The following is an 18,728-nucleotide window of genomic DNA, read 5'->3' on the forward strand; positions in this document are numbered from 1 at the left end:
TAAGCGGTGGGGAGGTGGGCGGCTGCTCGGCTAGGATCGGCGCATGGATTCGATCACCCACCTGTTCGTCGGCGCCGCCATCGCGGCCGCCATCGCCCCGCCGGCCCAGCGCCGCGCGGCCCTGCTGGCCGGGGCGGCGCTCAACACGCTGCCGGACCTCGACGTCCTGCCGCTGTTCCTCACGGACAACCCCGTGATCCGCATGACCTGGCACCGGGCGGCGACGCACTCGTTGCTGGTGCTGCCGATCGTCGGATGGCTGCTGTGGATGTGGTTCAAGGGCCGGGGCGGACGGGTCTCGGCGGCGCCGGTGCGATGGTTCTGGATCTTCCAGCTGGCGCTGGTCACCCATCCGTTGCTCGATGCCTTCACCGTGTACGGGACGCAGCTGTTGTGGCCGCTCGATGTGCCGCCGGCGATGTGGTCGACGCTCTTCATCATCGATCCGGCGCTGACGTTGCCGTTGATGGTCGGGTGCATCGTCGCGGCGTTCGTCGGCGCGCGGCGGGCAGGGCAGCGGGCGCTGGTGGCGGCGTTGTCGATATCCGTGGCGTACCTGGGGTGGTCGATCGTCGCCAAGCAGATGGTCGATCGCGTGGCCACGCAGTCATTGGCCGCGATCGGGCTGGGCGACGCACCGCATTTCTCGACGCCGATGCCGTTCAACACCTTGTTGTGGCGCGTGGTGGCGATGACGCCGCAAGGGTTCGTCGAAGGCGAGCGTTCGCTGGTCGCCGACCACGGGCCGATGCAGTTCACCGCGCATCCTTCCGACACGCAGGCGCTGGCCGCTGTGCGCACGCAGCCCGATGTCGCGAAGCTGCTCTGGTTCAACCACCACTTCATGAAGGCGCAGGTGCGCGACGACACGCTGGTGCTCAGCGACCTGCGCATGGGATCGGAGCCGGACTACAGCTTCCGGTTCGCGGTGGCGGAACGCGCCGGCGATGGCTGGCGTGCAATCCCCACCCAGCAGATGCGCTGGCCGTGGGAAGCCTCGCGACGCCTCGCGCCGATGTGGACGCGCATCTGGCATGCGCCCGCGAGCCCGCCGCAGACCGTCGGCGACGATTGATTTCGGACGGGACGCGCAGAGTGTTCGCGCGGGACGCGGGATCGATCGTGCAGACGCGAACGCGCGCGATCCGGAGACTGCGCCCGTGGTTGACCTCTTGCGCAGCCGCCCGTCGTGAGACGCGCCGACGTTCAAATCCCCTGCAAAACCTGTGACCAGAAAGTTGCGTCGCGCCTGGGGTTGGCCCGATTTCCCGGAAGGTGATTTTCCGCAGCGCGTTATGCGGCGACCGGCAGGTCCGGTGCCACGCCCGCGATCAGCGCGTCGAAGTAATCGCGCGTCAGGCGCAGTTGCGCCTCGGCCGTCTCGGCGCGATTGACGACGTGGCGGAAGGCGAGATGTTCGCGCTGGTCCTTCGCGTACCAGCCCAGGTGCTTGCGCGCGATGCGCACGCCGGATTGCTCGCCGTAGAACGCGTGCAGCGCTTCGAGGTGGCCCAGCAGCACGTCGCGCACGTCGGCGAGCGAGGGCGGGGCGAGGTAGGTGCCGGTCGCGAGGAAATGCGCGACTTCGCGGAAGATCCACGGCCGGCCCTGCGCCGCGCGGCCGATCATCACCGCATCGCAGCCGGTTTCGCGCAACACCGCGGCGGCCTTGTCTGGGCTGTCGATGTCGCCGTTCGCGATCACCGGGATCGACAGCGACGCCTTGATCGCCGCGATCGTCGTGTACTCGGCCACGCCGCCGTATTGCTGGTCGCGCGTGCGGCCATGGATGGCGAGCGAGGCGATGCCGCTCGCTTCGGCGATGCGCGCGATCTCCGGTGCGTTGCGCCGGTCGCTCGCCCAACCGGTGCGGATCTTCAGCGTCACCGGCACGTCGACTGCGCCGACCACGGCTTCGAGGATGCGCGCGACGAGGGCCGGTTCGCGCATCAGCGCCGATCCCGCCCAGGCGTTGCACACCTTCTTCGCCGGGCAGCCCATGTTGATGTCGATCAGTTGCGCGCCGTGGTCGACGTTGTAGCGCGCCGCCTCGGCCATCACCGCCGGGTCGGTGCCCGCGATCTGCACGCTGATCGGCGCCGGCTCGTCCACGTGGTCCATGCGGTGCAGCGACTTGGCCGTGGACCAGAAACGCGGATCGGACGTCGTCATCTCCGACACGCACAGCCCGGCGCCCAGCTGTTTGCACAGGATCCGGAACGGCTTGTCGGTGACGCCCGCCATGGGGGCGAGGATCACCTTCGGGTCGATGGCGTGGGGGCCGATGCGCATGGGGCGCGATTCTAAGGCCCCTGCCGCGATCAGGCCTGAAATGCTCAGGCCGGGCGCAACCTCGGCATGGCCTCGGCGGCGCCGCGCCGTTCCGTCGACCGTGCAGCGAACAGGCCCGCGAAGGCCACATGCTCGGCGAAGGCCGCGTCGCGTTGCGCGATCGAAGCGGCAAGCGCGCCGCTGAAGGCATCGCCTGCGCCGGTGGTATCGACGACGTCGGCGCGTTCGGCCGCCACGCGATAACAGGCGGCGCGATCGCCGCGCATGGCGTCGCCATGCGACACGAACGCACCCGCGGCACCCAGCGTGATGACGACCGTGCCGTGCGGCAACAAGCGCCGGCACACCGCATGCAGCGCATCGTCGTCCATGCGCACGACGGATTCGGGATCGATGCGCTCGCCGACGTGCTTGCCCGCCAGCGCCACGAATTCGGTTTCATTCGGCGTCGCGATGTCGGTGAGCGCCAGCAGCGTGCCGTCGACGTCGGCATTCGCGGGCGCGGGATTGAGCACCGTCGTCGCCCCTGCCTCGCGTCCGAGCCGCAACGCCATCGCCACCGCATCCGTCGGCGATTCGCGCTGCACCAGCACCACGCGCGCACCGGTGAACACATCGACCTGCGCCGCGATGAAGCCTGCGTCGAGGTCGCCGTTCGCGCCCGCGCCGATCACGATGCTGTTGCGCCCCTGCGCATCCACGTAGATGCCGGCGGTGCCGGTGGGATGCGTGCTGCGCTGGTCGCGCAAGTCGATGCCGTCCGCGTTGGCGAGCGCGCGGGCGAGTTGCGCGCCCGCGTCATCGCCGAGCGCGCACAGGAACGTCGTCGCCGCCCCCGCACGCACCGCCGCGACCGCCTGGTTGAAGCCCTTGCCGCCCGGCCCGGAGCCATACGCCCCGGCGAGCGTTTCGCCGGGGTGCGGCAGGCTCTCGCACCGCCACACGTGGTCGACGTTGAACGAACCGGCGACGACGACGCGTGTCATGCCCCGGCCTGCCTCAGGTTCCGAGGTACGTCAGCACGCCGGCGATCGTGGCCGTCATGAACGTCGCGATCGACCCGCCGAGCACCGCGCGCAGGCCGAAGCGCGCGAGATCCCCGCGGCGTTCCGGCGCAAGCCCGCCGATGCCGCCGATCTGGATCGCGATCGACGAGAAGTTGGCGAAGCCGCACAGCGCATACGTGGCGATCAGCTTGCCCTGTTCGGTCAGCATCACGCCCGGCACCTTGCCGTTCACGATGTCGGCGAGCTGCAGGTAGGCCACGAATTCGTTGATCACCACCTTCTGGCCGATCAGCGAACCGACCGTGGTCGCGTCCTGCCACGGCACGCCGATCACCCACGCCACCGGCGCGAGCACGTAACCGAAGATCGTCGCCAGGCTGGTCGGCTTGCCGATCGCGCCTTCCAGGCCCGTGACCTGGCCGAGCCACGTCAGCGGCGAATCGACGAGCGCGATCAGCGCGATGAAGGCGAGCAGCATCGCGGCGATGTTCAGCGCCAGGCGCAAGCCATCGCCCGCGCCGGACGCCGCCGCGTCGATGACGTTGCTGGCGGTCTTCTCCACTTCCATCTTCACCGTGCCGCGCGTGAGCGGCGTGCCGGTTTCCGGGATGAGGATCTTGGCGACGACGAGCGTGGCCGGCGCGGCCATGATCGAGGCCGCGAGCAGGTGCTTGGCGTAGAAGGCCTGCGCGACCGGATCGCCGCCGCCCAGCATGCCCACGTACGCGGCGAGCACGCCGCCGGCGATGTGCGCCATGCCGCCGATCATCATCGTGATCAGTTCGGATTCGGTCATGCGCGGGATGTACGGGCGCACGGTCAGCGGCGCTTCGGTCTGGCCGATGAAGACGCTCGCGCACACGGACGTCGTTTCCGCGCCCGACACGCGCATCACCTTCGTGATCGCCCACGCCATCGCGCGCACGATCATCTGCATCACGCCGAGGTAATACAGCACGCCCATCAGGGACGCGAAGAAGATGATGGTGGGCAGCACCTGGAACGCGAAGATGAAACCGAACTTCGACGTATCCATCAGCGAGCCGAAGATGAAGTTCGAACCGGCGCCGACGAAGCTGAGCACCTTCACGAACCCGCGCCCGAGGGCGTCGAACACATCGCGCCCGCCCGGCACCAGCAGCACGATGGCCGCAAAACCGATCTGCAAGGTCACGCCCGTCGCAACGAGGCGCCAGTCCACGGCCTTCTTGTTGTTCGAGAACAGCCACGCAATGCCGATGAGCACCGCAAGTCCGAACAGGCCGAAACCGACCCGCGCCAAAGCTTCCATCGATGAATCCCCATGGGCCGTTGCGGCCGACGGCGCAATCTACGGGCTGGGCGCCCCGTCGGGCAACCGAGGGGTGCCCGCGGCCGTGTTCAGGTATCCCGCGCGAGCACGCGGTTGCGCCCGGTGGACTTGGCCATGTTGAGGCGCAGGTCCGCGCGGCGGAGCATGCCGGACAGGTCGCTGGCTTCGTGCGGGAAGCTCGCCACGCCGGCACTGAACGTGAGCAGCAGCGGGTCGGCGCCCTGTTCGGGCACGAAGCGCCGCGCGAACAAGGTGCGCCGCAAACCGTCCACGCGCTCCCACGCGGTGCCGAGCGGCTTGCGCAGCACCAGCACGAATTCCTCGCCGCCCAGGCGCGCGAGCCATTCGCCGTCCTCCAGGCTGTCGCGCATCAGGTCCACCACGTGCAGCAGCGCGCGGTCGCCGGCGTGGTGGCCGATTTCGTCGTTGATGCGCTTGAACGCATCGAGGTCGATCAGCGCCACGCACAGGCTGACGCCGTCGCGGCGGGCCGCATCGAGCAGGCGCGGGAAGCGATGCACGAGCCAGGTGCGGTTGGGCAGTCCCGTCAGGCCGTCCGTGCCGGACATTTCCACCAGCCGCTGCATGCGATAGACCACGACCGCCGTGATCAGGGTGAACGCCACCAGCAGCACGAGCCGCTGCAACTGCCCGCCCAGGCTCACCGTGCCGTAGTCGCTGGAAATCAACTGGTCGGGCGTGGCGATCGCGAACACGACGAAGGTCAGCACGGCGTACTGCGCGACCGCGAGCAAGCCGATGAGCAAGGTCACGCGGCCGTCGTTGCGCAGCGCGGTCAGTGCGATCGCGAGCAGGTACCCGCACCACACGATCATGCTGTTGAGGCCGGCCGGCAGGTGGTTGAGCGCGAGCAGCACCAGCACCAGCGTCGTGGCGCTCACGTCGTAGGCGGCGGAGGCGAAGGGCAGCCAGCGGAACCGGCGCTTGTGCCGCGCCAGCGCGAGCCAGACCTGCGCGGAAAGATTGACGAACACCGCGCCGGCCAGGCCGATCAGCGTTTCGTTGACCTGCCCGCCCGTGGTGGCGTTGGCCAGCGGCAGCAGCAGCAACATCGCAGCGACCACCACGCGCAGCCGCGCGACGAGCAGTTCGCCGCCCGCGCCGACTTCCAGCATCACCTCGTCGGGCCGCGACAGCAGCGCAGTGGCGATGTCGCGGTAATGGCGCCCCGTGGTGCGCATCCGGTGTCCCCCCAATCCCCGCGGCGAGGATAGCGCTACTTGCGCCCACCGCGGGGTGGTGCGGCGGCGATCAGCCCAGGCCGCGGAACGCGGTCCAGATCGCCAGCGCCAGGAACAGCAGCGCCGCGACGATGCGCGCAGCGCGAAGCGGCAGTTTCGCCGCGAAGCGGCTGCCGAGCAGCACCACAGGCACGTTGGCCAGCAGCATGCCCACCGTCGTGCCCGCGACCACTTCCCACAGCGGGTGGTACTTCGCCGCGAGCAGCACGGTGGCGACCTGCGTCTTGTCGCCGATCTCGGCGATGAAGAAGGCGATGACCGTGGCGATGAAGGCGTTGCGCGCGGGCAGGGCCTGGTCGTCGTCGAGCTTGTCGGGCTTGAGCGTCCACAGCGCGATGGCGAAGAAGCTCACCGCCACGACCCAGCGCAGCACCTGCGGCGTGAGCCACTGCGCCGCGATCACGCCCAGCCAGCCGGCGAGCGCATGGTTGAGCAGGGTGGCCACGAGGATGCCCGCGATGATCGGCACGGGCTTGCGGAAGCGCGCGGCCAGCAGCAGCGCGAGGAGCTGGGTCTTGTCGCCGATCTCGGCGACGGCGACGGCCAGGGTGGAAACGAGGAAGGTCTGCATCGATGGGAGTTCCGGGGGCCGGGCGTTTCGCGTGGACGCGAAGGCGACGCCACGCAGCCCGGCCCCGGTTGCCCGGTGTGGTGCGCAGCGCTCGCCTTCGGTCTTGCTCCTGCAACGTGCGTTGCAGCCTGGCGCCATGGCCTGCCGGCCAAGTGTGTTGGCGCCCGGTCCGCACGGCCGGTGACGGCGGTGCGGCGAGCTACTCCCCGGAGGAAAGAGGGCGGCATTGTAATGGCCTCGCGGCGACGGCGCGATGGTTAGACTCGCGGTCCTGTTCAGCAGGCAAGGACACGCGCATGCAATACCGCCGCCTCGGCTCTTCGGGCCTCCAGTTGTCCGCGCTCTCCTTCGGCGCCTGGGTCACCTTCGGCAAGCAGGTGGGGCGCGGGGAAGCGCGCGAACTGCTCGCCGCCGCCTACGACCACGGCATCAACTTCTTCGACAACGCCGAGACCTACGCCAACGGCGAAGCCGAACGCGTGATGGGCGATGCGCTCGCCGACCTCCGCCTGCCGCGCGATGCGTGGTGCGTGTCGAGCAAGGTGTTCTTCGGATCGGTGGACGGGCCGCGGCCGACGCAGCGCGGCCTGTCGCGCAAGCACGTGCACGACGCCTGCCACGATGCGCTCAGGCGCCTGCGCGTGGATTACCTCGACCTGTTCTTCTGCCACCGCGCCGATCCGGACACGCCGATCGCCGAGACGGTGCTCGCGATGGACACGCTCGTGCGCCAGGGCAAGGTGTTGTACTGGGGCACGTCGGAGTGGCCGGCGCAGGCGATCCGCGAAGCGCACAAGGTCGCGCGTGCCAACGGACTGATCGCGCCGACGATGGAGCAGCCGCAATACAACCTGCTGCATCGCCAGCGCGTGGAACTGGAATACGCACCGCTGTATTCCGAGTACGGCATGGGCACCACGATCTGGTCGCCGCTCGCCTCGGGCCTGCTCACCGGCAAGTACAACGCGGGCGTGCCGCAGGATGCGCGCCTGGCGCAGGAAGGCTACACGTGGCTGCAGTGGTTGCTGCAGGATCCGGCGGAGCGTCGCCTCGAACGCGCGCGTGCATTCACCGACGTGGCGAAGCAACTCGGCGTGGCGCCCGCGCCGCTGGCGATCGCCTGGTGCCTGCGCAACCCGCACGTGTCGACGGTGATGCTGGGTGCGTCGCGCACCGAGCAGTTGCTGCAGAACCTCGAAGCGCTCGACCTTGTCGAGCGCTTCGATGACGCGACGTGGGAGCGGTTGGCCGCTGCGGCGAGTTGATGCAACGCGTCAGTTGCCGCGCACGTCCTCGGTGATGATCTCGACGTCGGGCGCTCCGGGCGCGTCCGGCGCCATCGGGGGTTCCGGCGGCGCCGGCAGGCTCGTCGGCGCGATGACGTGGTCGATCACGATCTGGCCCGGCGCGTCCGGTGCATAGGCCACGCGCGTGCCGTCGCGGTAGAGCGCGATCGTGCCGTGCTCCAGGTGCAGGTCTTCCATCGCGGCCGGCGGCGGCGGAGGCGGCAGCGGCGCCTTCGGTGCGCGCGGCGGCGGGGGCGGCGGCGGCGCGGGCACGCGGAACGGCATCGCCTTCGGCACTTTCACGCGCGTGCTGGCGACCTTGCGATCGCGCAGGTATTCCACCAGCGCCATCGCGTTCTCCGGCTTGTCGCGCAGCGCATCCATCGCATCGCGCGGCGACGACACGGCGCGGCCGTCGATCTTCTGGATCACGTCGCCCGGCTGCAGGCCCGCGAGATCGGCGCCGGCGCTGAGCACCAGCACGCCGCGATCGGTGCCGAAGTAGCGACCTAGCGCGGGATCGACCGACGCCAGGTTGAGCCCGTTCCAGCGGAACGCTTCGGCCAGCATCGGCACCTTGCAGTCCTGGCCCTTGCAATCGCCGCGCGGTCCGATGCGGATGATTTCCTGCTCCAGGCCCGGCGCCATGCCCGGCACGTCGATGAGGTGGATGCGGCGGCCCTCGCCCGGTTCGGCGCCGCGGAGCACGACGGTTTCCGGTTCCATGCGCGGCACGACGCTCGCGGTGGCGGTCTGTCCGCCGCGCTGGTAACCGATGCGCACCGGCTTGCCTTCTTCCATGTCGGACAGCAACGTGCGCGCGTTGTCGACGCGCAACTCGCTCGTGGTGCCGAGCACCTGCGTGCCGTTGACGCTGGTGATGCGATCGCCGGTCTTCAGGCCGGCCTTCGCCGCGCCGCTGTCGGGCGTGACGCCGGCGACGCGCACGCCACCCTGCGCGTCGGGCGCGAGCACCACGCCGATGACGGGCTTGAGCACCATGCGCTGGTCGATGACCTGCACGCGTCCGTTGTCGCGGCCGAGCTGGCGGTTGAGGGCGGCGACGCGGCGCGCGGCCTGTTCGAGGTCCTTCTGCGCGGCGGCGAGCTGCGCTTCGGTGGCGGGATCGGCGACGCGGACCTTGGTGGCGGGCGCGGCTGCGACGCGCGCCTTCGGTGCCGGCGTCTGCGCGGCGGCCAGGCCGCCGGCGAGCGCGAGCGCCACGGCCAGGCCCAGCAGGGAACGGGTGCGGATGGGTTGCATGCAAACCTCTTGGTCGGGATTCGATGGCATGGATGCGGCGCGGGAAGAAAGCGTCGCAGTGGTGTTCAGTCGACGCGCACCAGCGCGCCGTCGTAGCGTTCGCCCTGCGCGACCAGCCAGCGGCGCGTGCTCTCGAAGCCGACGGATTCGCGCAGCGTGTCCACGCGTGCCTGCCACAGCGTGAGCTGGCGGTCGCGCGGAAGATCGGACCGGGCGAGGGCGGCATCGATGCGGGCGAGCTGGCGATCCAGGTCGACCGCGACTTCGGCGGCGGCGCCGCTGGACACGCGATCGTCGCGCGCCACGTCGAGCAGGCGTTCGAGTTGCGCGGATTCGGACTGGAGCGCGACGAGCGGATCGGCGGGCGTCGTGGCGGTGGCGGTCGTGGCGACCACGTTCGGCGCAACCGCGGGCATCGGGCCGAGCAACCGCAACGGCACGATCAGCACGAGGACGAGCGCGGCGGCGATCGCCAGGCGCACCGGCCACTGCGGACGCGCGCGCACGCGCAGGCGCGGCGCGATGTCGGGCCATGCATCGCGGTCGGGACGTTCGAGCGGCAACGCGGCGAACGCGGCGCCCCAATCGGCGGGCGCGCCTCCCTGGGTGGAGCGGATGTCGTCAGGCATGTGCAGCCTCCGGGACCTGGAGCACTGCGCGCAGCTTCTTCGTGCCGCGCGCGAGTTGTGACTTGGAAAAACTGGGCGTGCGCTGCATCAGCGCCGCGATTTCGTCGTGCGTGTAGCCCTCGCCGTGGTACAGCCACAGCACGCTGCGCGTGGCCGTCGGCAACGTCGCCAGCGCGCGCTGCAGCAGCGCCGCATCGGCGGCGGCCGGCGGCAGCGGCGCGAGGTCCTCGGCGTATTCGGACGGATCGTCGACGCCGATTTCCTGCGCGAGCCGCTTGTCGCGACGCAGGCGCATCAGCGCCTCGTTCACCGCGATCTGGCGCAACCAGCCCCAGAACGGACTGCCGTCGCCGCGGAACTCGCCGATCCGGCCCAGCACCTTGAGCATCGTTTCCTGCAGCACGTCCTGTGCCTCCTCGCGGTTGCCGGCGATGCGCAGCGCCAGGGTGAACACCGGGCGCTCGAACCACCGGTAGAGCTGCTCGAACGCCGCGCGATCCCCGGCCCGTGCGCGGGCGAGGAGGGCGTCGGGGACATCGATGGCGAAGCTCGAATGACCGGTCATGTGCATGGCTGGATGCCCGAGGGGGCGAAACCGTCGCAGGCCCCCGGCAACCCTATACTCCGGCCGACCTGAGCATGGGGAGTGTGGCTATGTCGTTGAGCTGGATCCTGACCGCGGTCGTCGTCTTCTTCGCCATCGTGCTCGTGTCCAAGGCGGTGCGGATGGTGCCGCAGGGCTTCGAGTGGACCGTCGAGCGCTTCGGGCGCTACACCCACACGCTGAGCCCGGGCCTGCACTTCCTCGTGCCGATCTACCAGCGCATCGGGCGCAAGATCAACATGATGGAACAGGTGATGGACGTGCCCAGCCAGGACGTCATCACCAAGGACAACGCCGTGGTGAAGGTGGACGGCATCGTCTTCTTCCAGGTGCTCGACGCGGCCAAGGCCGCCTACGAGGTCGCGCAGCTGGAGGTCGCCATCCTCAACCTGGTGATGACCAACATCCGTACCTCGATCGGTTCGATGGACCTGGACGAGTCGCTCTCCAAGCGCGACGAGATCAACGCGAAGGTGCTGGTGGCGGTGGACGCGGCGACGCATCCGTGGGGCCTGAAGGTCAACCGCATCGAACTGAAGGACATCCAGCCGCCGCGCGACCTCATCGATTCGATGGCGCGGCAGATGAAGGCCGAACGCGAGAAGCGCGCCAACATCCTGGAAGCCGAGGGCCACCGCGCCGCGGCCATCCTGCGCGCCGAAGGCGAGAAGCAGGCCGCGATCCTGGAAGCCGAAGGCCATCGCGAAGCCTCGTTCCGCCAGGCCGAAGCGCGCGAGCGCCTGGCCGAAGCGGAAGCGAAGGCGACGCAGGTCGTGTCCGATGCCATCGCCGGCGGCAACGTCAACGCCATCAATTACTTCGTCGCGCAGAAATACATCGAGGCCTTCAAGTCGCTGGCCGAGGCGCCGAACCAGAAGTTCGTGCTGATGCCGATGGAATCCTCCGGCGTGCTCGGTTCGCTCGGCGGCATCGCGGAACTGGCGCGCGAAGCGCTCGGTGCACCGCGCATGGCCGCCAAGCCGATCGCGCCGCCGCCCACGCCGCGCCCGGCCGGGAGCTGACCCATGCGCATGGATGTCTTCGCGTGGGCCGCCATCGCGCTGCTGCTGTGCGCGGCGGAGATGATCGCGCCGGGCGCCTTCCTGTTGTGGCTCGGGTTCGCCGCGGCCGCGGTGTTCTTCGTCGTGCTACTGGTACCCGGGATCTCGGTGCTGTCGCAGGCCGTGCTGTTCGGCGTGCTGGGCGTGCTGTCGATCCTCGCGTGGCGGCGCTGGGCGCGCGGTCGCGGGCGCGCCAGCGACGACCCGGTGCTCAACAAGCGCACCGCCGCGCTGATCGGGCGCGTGGTCCCGCTGGAGCGCGGGATCGTCAACGGACACGGGCGCGTGCAGATCGCCGATGCGTTCTGGGACGTGGTCGGGCCGGAGTTGCCGGCCGGCACGCCGGTGCGCGTGCTCTCGGCCGAAGGCATGACGTTGCGGGTGGAAGCGGCCGGCTGAGCTTGCCGGCGATGCGATAATCCGGCGCTTCGGCCGCCGCCTTGCGGCCGCCCCCCACGGAGCCGGTGCATGACGCGCAAGACCATCCTCAACGACACCCATCGTTCGCTCGGCGCGAAGATGGTGGACTTCGGCGGCTGGGACATGCCGCTGCACTACGGTTCCCAGGTGGACGAGCACCACCTCGTCCGCAGCGACGCGGGCATGTTCGACGTCTCGCACATGACGGTGGTGGACCTGCGCGGCGCGCGCGTGCGCGAGTTCCTGCGCAAGCTGGTCGCCAACTCCGTCGACAAGCTGAAGGTGCCGGGCAAGGCGTTCTACACCGCGATGCTCGATCCGCAGGGCGGCGTGATCGACGACCTGATCGTGTACTTCATGGGCGAGGAATGGTTCCGCCTGGTGGTCAACGCCGCCACGCGCGACAAGGACCTGGCGTGGATCACGGGCGAGGCGAAGGCCTTTGACGTGTCGGTGAGCGAACGCCCGGAGTTCGGCATGGTCGCCGTGCAGGGACCGACCGCGCGCGAACGCGTGGTCGGCCTGCTCGACGCGGCGAGCGCGCCGGTCGTGCAGAAGCTCGCGCGCTTCGCCGCGGTGGAGGCCACCTCGCGCGACGGCGTGCCGCTGTTCGTGGCGCGCACGGGCTACACCGGTGAAGACGGTTTCGAAATCATCGTCCCCGAAGCGCAGGCGCCCGCATTCTGGAACGCGCTGCTCGCCGCCGGCGTCAAACCCGCCGGCCTGGGCGCGCGCGACACGCTGCGCCTGGAAGCCGGCATGAACCTCTACGGCCAGGACATGGACGAGACCACCACGCCGTACGAGGCGGGCATGGCATGGACCGTCGCGCTCGATGAAGGCCGCGACTTCACCGGCCGTGCCGCGCTCGAAGCGCAGCGCGCCGCCGGCGTACCGCGCCAGATGATCGGCCTGGTGATGGACGAGAAGGGCGTGCTGCGCCACGGGCAGAAGGTGCTCACCGACAACGGCGACGGCGAGATCCTGTCGGGCACGTTCTCCCCGACGCTCGGCAAGGCGATCGCGTTCGCGCGCGTGCCGTCGGGCGAACCGGGCCAGGTGCGCGTGGACATCCGCGGGCGCGAAGTGCCGGTGCGGGTGGTGAAGTTCCCGTTCGTGCGCGAAGGCAAGGCGCAACCCGGCATCTGACCAAAGGCATGCGGCGCGCTTGATTTCGCGCCGGTGCCCTTCGCTACACTACGACCCACCCCCCGACGACGTAGAGCACGGAGCAACGCGAATGAACGAGATCCCCGGCGACCTGAAGTTCATGAAGTCCCATGAGTGGGCGCGCGTCGAAGGCGACGGCAAGGTCACCATCGGCATCTCCGACCACGCGCAGGGCCTGCTCGGCGACCTGGTGTACGTCGAGCTGCCGAACGTCGGCGACCGCGTCGAACAGGGCACGGCGAGCGCCGTGGTGGAGTCGGTCAAGGCGGCGTCCGATGTGTATTCGCCCGTCACGGGCAAGGTCGTCGCGGTCAACACCGCGCTGGCCGACAAGCCGGAAACGATCAACGAAGACGCCTACGGCGAAGGCTGGATCTTCGTCGTCGAAGCCGAAGAGCCGGAGCAACTCAACGATCTCCTCGGCCCCGACGACTACGCCGAACTGCTCGAAGCCGAAGACCACTGACGCGCGTTCCGAACACGGTCGCGCACGTCGCGACACACCCGATCCGGCCGCCTCGCGCGGCCGGATTCGTTTCCGGTGTTCGCGCAGTTCCGCGCAAATCGGGTGTTGCGACGCGCCATCGCGAAAACTTTTTTGCGGCCGACAAACGGTCGCGAACTTGCCCGCGCGGGCAACGCCGAACGGCGTCGTCGACGATCGCGCGCGGCATGCGCGACGGTCGCGATCCGCGTTCGCGTTTTTGTTGCAGTGCTGAAATCAAGATGTTTTTTGCAAGCGATGTCGCGACGGCGCGCCGCGCGCGACCGCGCACCCCTCGCCGCGCACGCACCGCCGACCCGCGCGCGCGGCGCCCGACGCGGCCCCCCGCGGGAGAAAAAAATCAAGGGGGGTTGTTGACATCGCAAAAAAGCCTAATTAGGTTTCGCCGCATCTGCCGCCCGTGCGGAAAAGAGTGAGTCTGAAAAACACGACAACGCGCACCACGAAACGGACCTCCGCCCGGACACAACACACGGTGGATGCAGGCCCCGTTTCCTTCGCGAAATCGCACAGGCACCAAATCCATCAAACCCGCGACGCTCGGCGTGGCGGGTTTTTTATTGCCGCGGCCCTGCCGTCGCGGTGCACCGAATCCGTCCCGGCGCGCCTGGCGCGTCGGCGGTTGGCCGCGGGTCCGACTCCCGCGGCGTCGCTTCGAACTGGGCAGTTCTAGCCAAGCAAGTCCACTGACGAGGAGCCATCCCATGGCCATGAAGAAAGCTGCGAAGAAGTCCGCCAAGAAGGCGACGAAGAAGACCGCCCGTAAATCGGCGGCCAAGAAGACCGTCCGCAAGGCCGGTGCCAAGAAGGCTGCGAAGAAGACGGCGAAGAAGGCCGTCCGCAAGACCGCGAAGAAGACGGCGAAGAAGGCCGTCCGCAAGACCGCCAAGAAGGCTGTCCGCAAGACTGCGAAGAAGGCCGCGAAGAAGGCCGTCCGCAAGACCGCGAAGAAGGCTGCGAAGAAGACCGCCCGCAAGGGTGCAGCCAAGAAGACCGCCCGCAAGTCGGCCGCCAAGAAGACCGTCCGCAAGGCCGGCGCCAAGAAGGCGACCAAGAAGCGCGCTGCGAAGAAGGCCGCCAAGAAGCCTGCAGCCAAGAAGGCCCGCAAGGCCTCGCGCAAGTCGGCACCGGTGAACATGCCGGCGCCCGTCATGCCGATGATGTAAGCAAGACCCGAAGCCGTAATCGAGACCCCATCCCGCGTTTGCCCAGGCGGGGTGGGGTTTTCTTTTGGGGTGACGAAAACAGGAACGCCGGCGCGAGGCCGGCGTTTTGCGTTCCAGCCGAAGCGGATTACTTCGGCGAGGCGGTGGACGTGTTGGCGTCGGCGCCGGCCTGCGTGGCCGGGGTGCGGCCCTCGGCATACAGCAGGTCGTCGGACGGTTCGACATCGAGCCAGCGCTGCGCGGGCATGCCGATCGCGCGGTCGATGATCGTGGGCAACAGGCCCGACGGCAGCGAGCTTTCGCTGTTCCAGAGGATGGCGACGCCGAGGTCGCGTTCCGGCAGCAGCGCGACCAGGCCGCGATAGCCCTGCACCGCACCGCCGTGGAAGACAAGCTGGTGGCCCGCGTAGTCGTACACGCGCCAGCCGATCGCATAGCTCGCGGCGGACAGGCGCGCGCGGCGCCACGACGACCCGCGCACTTCGCCCGGCGTGGACACCAGCGGTGCATGCAACGTGGCGAGCAGCGGCGCGGGCAGCACGTCGGGGCGATGGCCGCCCTGCGCGATGAGCCACTGCGCCATGTCGGAGATGCTGGCGTTGACGCCGGCGGCCGGGGCCACCTGGTAGTAGTTCGGCTTCGGCGTGATCGACACCCAGCCACCGCGACCGTGCACGTGCGGCTTGGCCCAGCGCGGGCTCGCTTCGATGCCTTCCAGGCCGTAGCTCGCATCGTTCATGCCCAGCGGCTTGAAGATGCGGCGCTCGACTTCCTGGCTGTAGAAGCTGCCGGTGGCGGCGAACACCACGTCGCCGATCAGGCTGAAGGCGATGTTCTGGTAGCCGTAGCAATCGCCGGGCAGGCACGCGGCCGGCGCGTACGCGAGCTTCTGCGTGAGCGAGCGGTAGTCGACGTTGCCCTCGAGGTCGCGGTCGTAGGTGTTGTGCACCAGGCCCACGCGATGGCTGAGGACGTCGGCCACCGTGAGGCGCTGCGTGGCGTACGCATCGCGCAGGTGGAAGTCGGGCAGGAAGTCGGTGACGCGGCTGTCCCACCGCAGCTGCCCGTCGTTGACGAGCAGGCCGGTCATCGTGCCGGCGAAGGCCTTGGACAACGACGCGAGGCGGAAGACGGTGTGCGTGTCGACCGGCTCGGCCGCGCGCGTATCGGTGATGCCGTAGCCGCGAAGCGAGACGATGCGCCCGTTCTGCACGATGGCCATCGCCATGCCCGGGATGCGCTGGTCCACGACCAGTTGCTGGGCGATGTCCTCGAACATGCGGACGTTGAAGCCGTCGGCGACCGGGAGCGGGTGGGGCACCAGGCCCGTGGGGCTGATGACGGGCGCGGCGGACGCGACCTGCACCGGCGTGCGGACCACCGGCGCCGAAGGCGCGGGCGTGTCCCAACGAAGCGGCGTCTGGGCCGCGGAACCGACGGCGAGCGGAAGGAGCAGGCCGGCGATGGCCCCCCTTGCGATTGCCCGAATTGAAGCGCCTTTCATCGGGCGATCCCCCTGCGTATGCTGCGATTGCTGGCGGATCATAGCGCCACGCCCACGGTTTGCATGAACGCGCGTCAATAAAACAAGGGGAAGTTCTGATGATCGGCTTGTTGATCCTGCTTGCGCTTGTCGTCGTCGTCGGCTTCTGGGTCATGGGGATGTACAACGGGCTGGTCACCGCCCGGAACGCCTTCAAGAATGCGTTCGCGCAGATCGACGTGCAGCTGCAGCGCCGCTTCGACCTCATCCCGAACCTGGTCGAGACCGTGAAGGGCTACATGGCGCACGAGCGCGGCACGCTGGAAGAGGTGATCGCCGCGCGCGGCGCCGCGATGGCGGGCCTGTCCGCCGCGAAGGCCAGCCCGGGCGATCCGTCCGCGATGGCCGAGCTGGCCAACTCGCAGGGCGTCCTGAATGGCGCACTGGGTCGCCTGATGGCGGTGGCCGAGGCCTATCCGGACCTCAAGGCCAACCAGAACATGATGCAGCTCACCGAGGAGCTGACGTCCACCGAAAACAAGGTGGCGTTCGCGCGCCAGGCCTTCAACGATTCGGTGATGACGTACAACAACCGGCGCGAGACCTTCCCGTCCTCCATCTTCGCGGGCATGTTCAATTTCCTGCCGGCCGCCTTGCTCGAGATCCCGGCGGAGCAGCAGGCGCAGGTGCGCGCCGCGCCGAAAGTGCAGTTCTGATCGAACGACGCCGCGCCCGGCGTGAGGCCGGGCGCGCGCCGATGGGGACCTTCGCATGAATTTCTTCGAACGCCAGGCAGCCGCGCGGCGGAGTTCCTCGCGCCTCGTGCTCCTGTTCGCGCTGGCGGTGGCCGGCATGGTGCTCGCGGTGGATGGCGCGGCGTGGCTCGTGTTCGGCAGCAGCGGCGCCGATCCGGGCGAGACCGGCGCGTTGCTCGCGTTCACCACGCTGCTCACGATCGGCATCGTCGGGCTGGGATCGCTGTACCGCATCGCCTCGCTGCGCGGCGGCGGCGAACCGGTCGCGCAGCAGATGGGCGGCACGCCCGTCGCGGCCGACACCACCGACTTCAGCATGCGCCGCCTGCGCAACGTGGTCGAGGAAATCGCGATCGCCTCCGGCGTGCCGGTGCCGAAGATCTACGTGCTCGAAGAAGAGTCGGCGATCAACGCGTTCGCCGCGGGTTATTCGCCGTCGGACGCGGTCATCGCGGTCACGCGCGGCGCGCTCGACAAGTTGAACCGCGACGAGTTGCAGGGTGTCATCGCGCACGAGTTCAGCCACATCCTCAACGGCGACATGCGGCTGAACATCCGCCTGATGGGTGTGCTGTTCGGCATCCTGATGATGGGGATCATCGGCCGGAAGATCCTGGTGAACGCGCGCTACGGCGGGCGCAACAACAAGGGCGCGGGCGTGATCATGATCGCGGCGCTCATCGCGATCGTGGTGGGCTACGTCGGCGTGTTCTTCGGCCGCATGATCAAGGCCGGCGTCGCGCGCCAGCGCGAAACGCTGGCCGACGCGTCGGCGGTGCAGTTCACGCGGCAGACCACCGGCCTGGCCGGCGCGCTGAAGAAGATCGGCGGGCTCGATGAAGGCTCGCGCCTCACCGCCAGCCAGAACACGGAAGAAGTGAGCCACATGCTGTTCGGCGAAGGCCTCGACTTCTCGGGCCTGTTCGCCACGCATCCGCCGCTGCTCGAACGCATCCAGGCGCTGGAGCCGCAGTTCCGCGCCGACCAGCTGGAGGCGCTGCAACGCAAGTGGCTCGACACGCCGCCGGACGGGCTGGAAGAAGACGTGCAGCTCGGCCTCGTGTCGCCGAAGGACGGCACGTTGCCATCGCCCACCGCGCAATTCGCGGTGACGCCACCGATGGTGGTCGCGCAGGTCGCGCAGCCGTCGCCGGACGACTACAAGCGCGCCGATGCGATCGCCGAACGCATCCCCGACGCCGTGCGCACGCTGGCCGGGCAACGCGATGCGGTGATGCCGTTGCTGCTCGGCTTGCTGCTCGACGAAGACCAGCAGGTGGCGTCGCTGCAGCGCGAGGAGATCGCCGCGCGCCTCGGCATGGCGATGTCGGAACATGCGCGCCAGTTGCGCAACGACCACCTGGCGACGCTGCACCCGGCGCTGCGCCTGCCCTTGGCTTCCATCGCATTCCCCGTGCTGCGCCTGCGCCCGCGCCCGGAACTCGACACCTTCCTCGACACGGTGCACGCGATCGTCCACGCAGACGGCCGCGTGTCGTTGTTCGAATACTGCCTCGGCCGCCTGCTGCAGGTGCAGGTACGCGAATCGCTCGATCCCTCGCGCCATGCGCGCTTCGGCCGCACGCCGCTCGCGCTGGTGCGCAGCGAGATTTCCACGCTGCTGTGCGTCGTCGCGCAGTGCGGGCACGAAGACCCGGAGATGGCCAAGCGCGCCTACCTCACCGGCATCCAGCGCGTGTTGCCCAGCGACCACCTGCCGTACCTGGCGCGGCCGCAGGGCGCGCTGGCGCTGGAGGAAACGTGGGGGCCGCTCGACGGGCTGGATCCGCTCGCCAAGCAATCGCTGGTGGAAGGCATCACCGCGACGATCGGCCACGACAACCAGGTGACGGTGGGCGAGGCGGAACTGCTGCGCACGATCTGCGCCGCCCTGCATTGCCCGTTGCCGCCGATGCTGGAAACCGCGCCCCGCGCGCGCTGA

18 protein-coding genes and 1 pseudogene are annotated in these 18,728 nt (G+C 69.2%); 9 read left to right on the plus strand and 10 right to left on the minus strand.

Annotated elements, in window-relative coordinates; all coding sequences use genetic code 11:
- The first annotated feature begins 43 nt into the window (after positions 1–43).
- Positions 44–1,075, plus strand: a complete 1,032-nt coding sequence (locus LYSCAS_RS09040) for a metal-dependent hydrolase (protein ID WP_213433654.1) — start codon at positions 44–46, stop codon at positions 1,073–1,075.
- A gap of 218 nt (positions 1,076–1,293) precedes the next feature.
- On the opposite strand, the gene dusB is transcribed toward LYSCAS_RS09040, so the two are convergent.
- From dusB to LYSCAS_RS09065, 5 genes are all read right to left on the minus strand, one after another.
- Positions 1,294–2,292: a tRNA dihydrouridine synthase DusB gene (dusB, locus tag LYSCAS_RS09045; RefSeq protein WP_213433656.1), complete on the minus strand. Its 999-nt coding sequence runs from the start codon at positions 2,290–2,292 to the stop codon at positions 1,294–1,296.
- A 44-nt stretch (positions 2,293–2,336) separates the two neighbouring features.
- The gene (locus tag LYSCAS_RS09050; RefSeq protein ID WP_213433658.1) at positions 2,337–3,278 is read right to left on the minus strand and encodes a ribokinase; all 942 of its coding nucleotides are present in this window, start codon (positions 3,276–3,278) and stop codon (positions 2,337–2,339) included.
- A 13-nt stretch (positions 3,279–3,291) separates the two neighbouring features.
- Positions 3,292–4,590: a NupC/NupG family nucleoside CNT transporter gene (locus LYSCAS_RS09055; RefSeq protein WP_213433660.1), complete on the minus strand. Its 1,299-nt coding sequence runs from the start codon at positions 4,588–4,590 to the stop codon at positions 3,292–3,294.
- Positions 4,591–4,679: 89 nt separating this feature from the next.
- On the minus strand, positions 4,680–5,813 hold the full coding sequence (locus tag LYSCAS_RS09060) for a GGDEF domain-containing protein (RefSeq protein WP_213433662.1): 1,134 nt from the start codon (positions 5,811–5,813) through the stop codon (positions 4,680–4,682).
- 70 nt (positions 5,814–5,883) lie between these two features.
- Positions 5,884–6,444 (minus strand): TMEM165/GDT1 family protein, encoded by a 561-nt coding sequence (locus tag LYSCAS_RS09065; RefSeq protein WP_213433664.1) that lies wholly within the window; start codon positions 6,442–6,444, stop codon positions 5,884–5,886.
- Between the two features lie 296 nt (positions 6,445–6,740).
- Here LYSCAS_RS09065 and LYSCAS_RS09070 point away from each other — a divergent pair, with 296 nt between their 5' ends.
- The gene (locus tag LYSCAS_RS09070; protein ID WP_213433666.1) at positions 6,741–7,709 is read left to right on the plus strand and encodes an aldo/keto reductase; all 969 of its coding nucleotides are present in this window, start codon (positions 6,741–6,743) and stop codon (positions 7,707–7,709) included.
- Positions 7,710–7,718: 9 nt separating this feature from the next.
- On the opposite strand, the gene LYSCAS_RS09075 is transcribed toward LYSCAS_RS09070, so the two are convergent.
- The 3 genes from LYSCAS_RS09075 to LYSCAS_RS09085 form a co-directional block, all read right to left on the minus strand.
- Complete coding sequence (locus tag LYSCAS_RS09075; protein ID WP_213433668.1) at positions 7,719–8,993, minus strand: PDZ domain-containing protein; 1,275 nt, start codon at positions 8,991–8,993, stop codon at positions 7,719–7,721.
- A gap of 65 nt (positions 8,994–9,058) precedes the next feature.
- Positions 9,059–9,622 carry a hypothetical protein gene (locus LYSCAS_RS09080; protein WP_213433670.1) on the minus strand — a complete coding sequence of 188 codons (564 nt, stop codon included), beginning with the start codon at positions 9,620–9,622 and terminating at the stop codon, positions 9,059–9,061.
- Positions 9,615–10,193: an RNA polymerase sigma factor gene (locus LYSCAS_RS09085; protein ID WP_244858494.1), complete on the minus strand. Its 579-nt coding sequence runs from the start codon at positions 10,191–10,193 to the stop codon at positions 9,615–9,617. The genes LYSCAS_RS09080 and LYSCAS_RS09085 overlap by 8 nt, the downstream gene beginning before the upstream one ends.
- Before the next feature lie 83 nt (positions 10,194–10,276).
- Here LYSCAS_RS09085 and LYSCAS_RS09090 point away from each other — a divergent pair, with 83 nt between their 5' ends.
- From LYSCAS_RS09090 to LYSCAS_RS09110, 5 genes are all read left to right on the plus strand, one after another.
- Positions 10,277–11,248 (plus strand): SPFH domain-containing protein, encoded by a 972-nt coding sequence (locus LYSCAS_RS09090; protein WP_213433672.1) that lies wholly within the window; start codon positions 10,277–10,279, stop codon positions 11,246–11,248.
- A gap of 3 nt (positions 11,249–11,251) precedes the next feature.
- Positions 11,252–11,686, plus strand: a complete 435-nt coding sequence (locus LYSCAS_RS09095) for an NfeD family protein (protein ID WP_213433674.1) — start codon at positions 11,252–11,254, stop codon at positions 11,684–11,686.
- 69 nt (positions 11,687–11,755) lie between these two features.
- Positions 11,756–12,856 carry a glycine cleavage system aminomethyltransferase GcvT gene (gene gcvT, locus LYSCAS_RS09100; protein WP_213433676.1) on the plus strand — a complete coding sequence of 367 codons (1,101 nt, stop codon included), beginning with the start codon at positions 11,756–11,758 and terminating at the stop codon, positions 12,854–12,856.
- Between the two features lie 91 nt (positions 12,857–12,947).
- The gene (gene gcvH, locus LYSCAS_RS09105) at positions 12,948–13,343 is read left to right on the plus strand and encodes a glycine cleavage system protein GcvH (protein WP_213433678.1); all 396 of its coding nucleotides are present in this window, start codon (positions 12,948–12,950) and stop codon (positions 13,341–13,343) included.
- Positions 13,344–13,418: 75 nt separating this feature from the next.
- Positions 13,419–13,739: a hypothetical protein gene (locus tag LYSCAS_RS09110; protein WP_213433680.1), complete on the plus strand. Its 321-nt coding sequence runs from the start codon at positions 13,419–13,421 to the stop codon at positions 13,737–13,739.
- A 346-nt stretch (positions 13,740–14,085) separates the two neighbouring features.
- Here LYSCAS_RS09110 and LYSCAS_RS16155 read toward each other — a convergent pair.
- A pseudogene (locus LYSCAS_RS16155) lies at positions 14,086–14,520 on the minus strand (hypothetical protein); the annotation flags it as partial.
- Positions 14,521–14,675: 155 nt separating this feature from the next.
- Positions 14,676–16,052 carry a serine hydrolase domain-containing protein gene (locus LYSCAS_RS09120; RefSeq protein WP_407075139.1) on the minus strand — a complete coding sequence of 459 codons (1,377 nt, stop codon included), beginning with the start codon at positions 16,050–16,052 and terminating at the stop codon, positions 14,676–14,678.
- Positions 16,053–16,153: 101 nt separating this feature from the next.
- Between LYSCAS_RS09120 and LYSCAS_RS09125 the strand changes: the two genes are divergently transcribed.
- The gene (locus LYSCAS_RS09125; RefSeq protein WP_213437742.1) at positions 16,154–16,747 is read left to right on the plus strand and encodes a LemA family protein; all 594 of its coding nucleotides are present in this window, start codon (positions 16,154–16,156) and stop codon (positions 16,745–16,747) included.
- 55 nt (positions 16,748–16,802) lie between these two features.
- Positions 16,803–18,728: a M48 family metallopeptidase gene (locus LYSCAS_RS09130; protein WP_213433684.1), complete on the plus strand. Its 1,926-nt coding sequence runs from the start codon at positions 16,803–16,805 to the stop codon at positions 18,726–18,728.

It is taken from the genome of Noviluteimonas caseinilytica (genome assembly GCF_018406605.1).
GTDB lineage: Bacteria > Pseudomonadota > Gammaproteobacteria > Xanthomonadales > Xanthomonadaceae > Noviluteimonas > Noviluteimonas caseinilytica.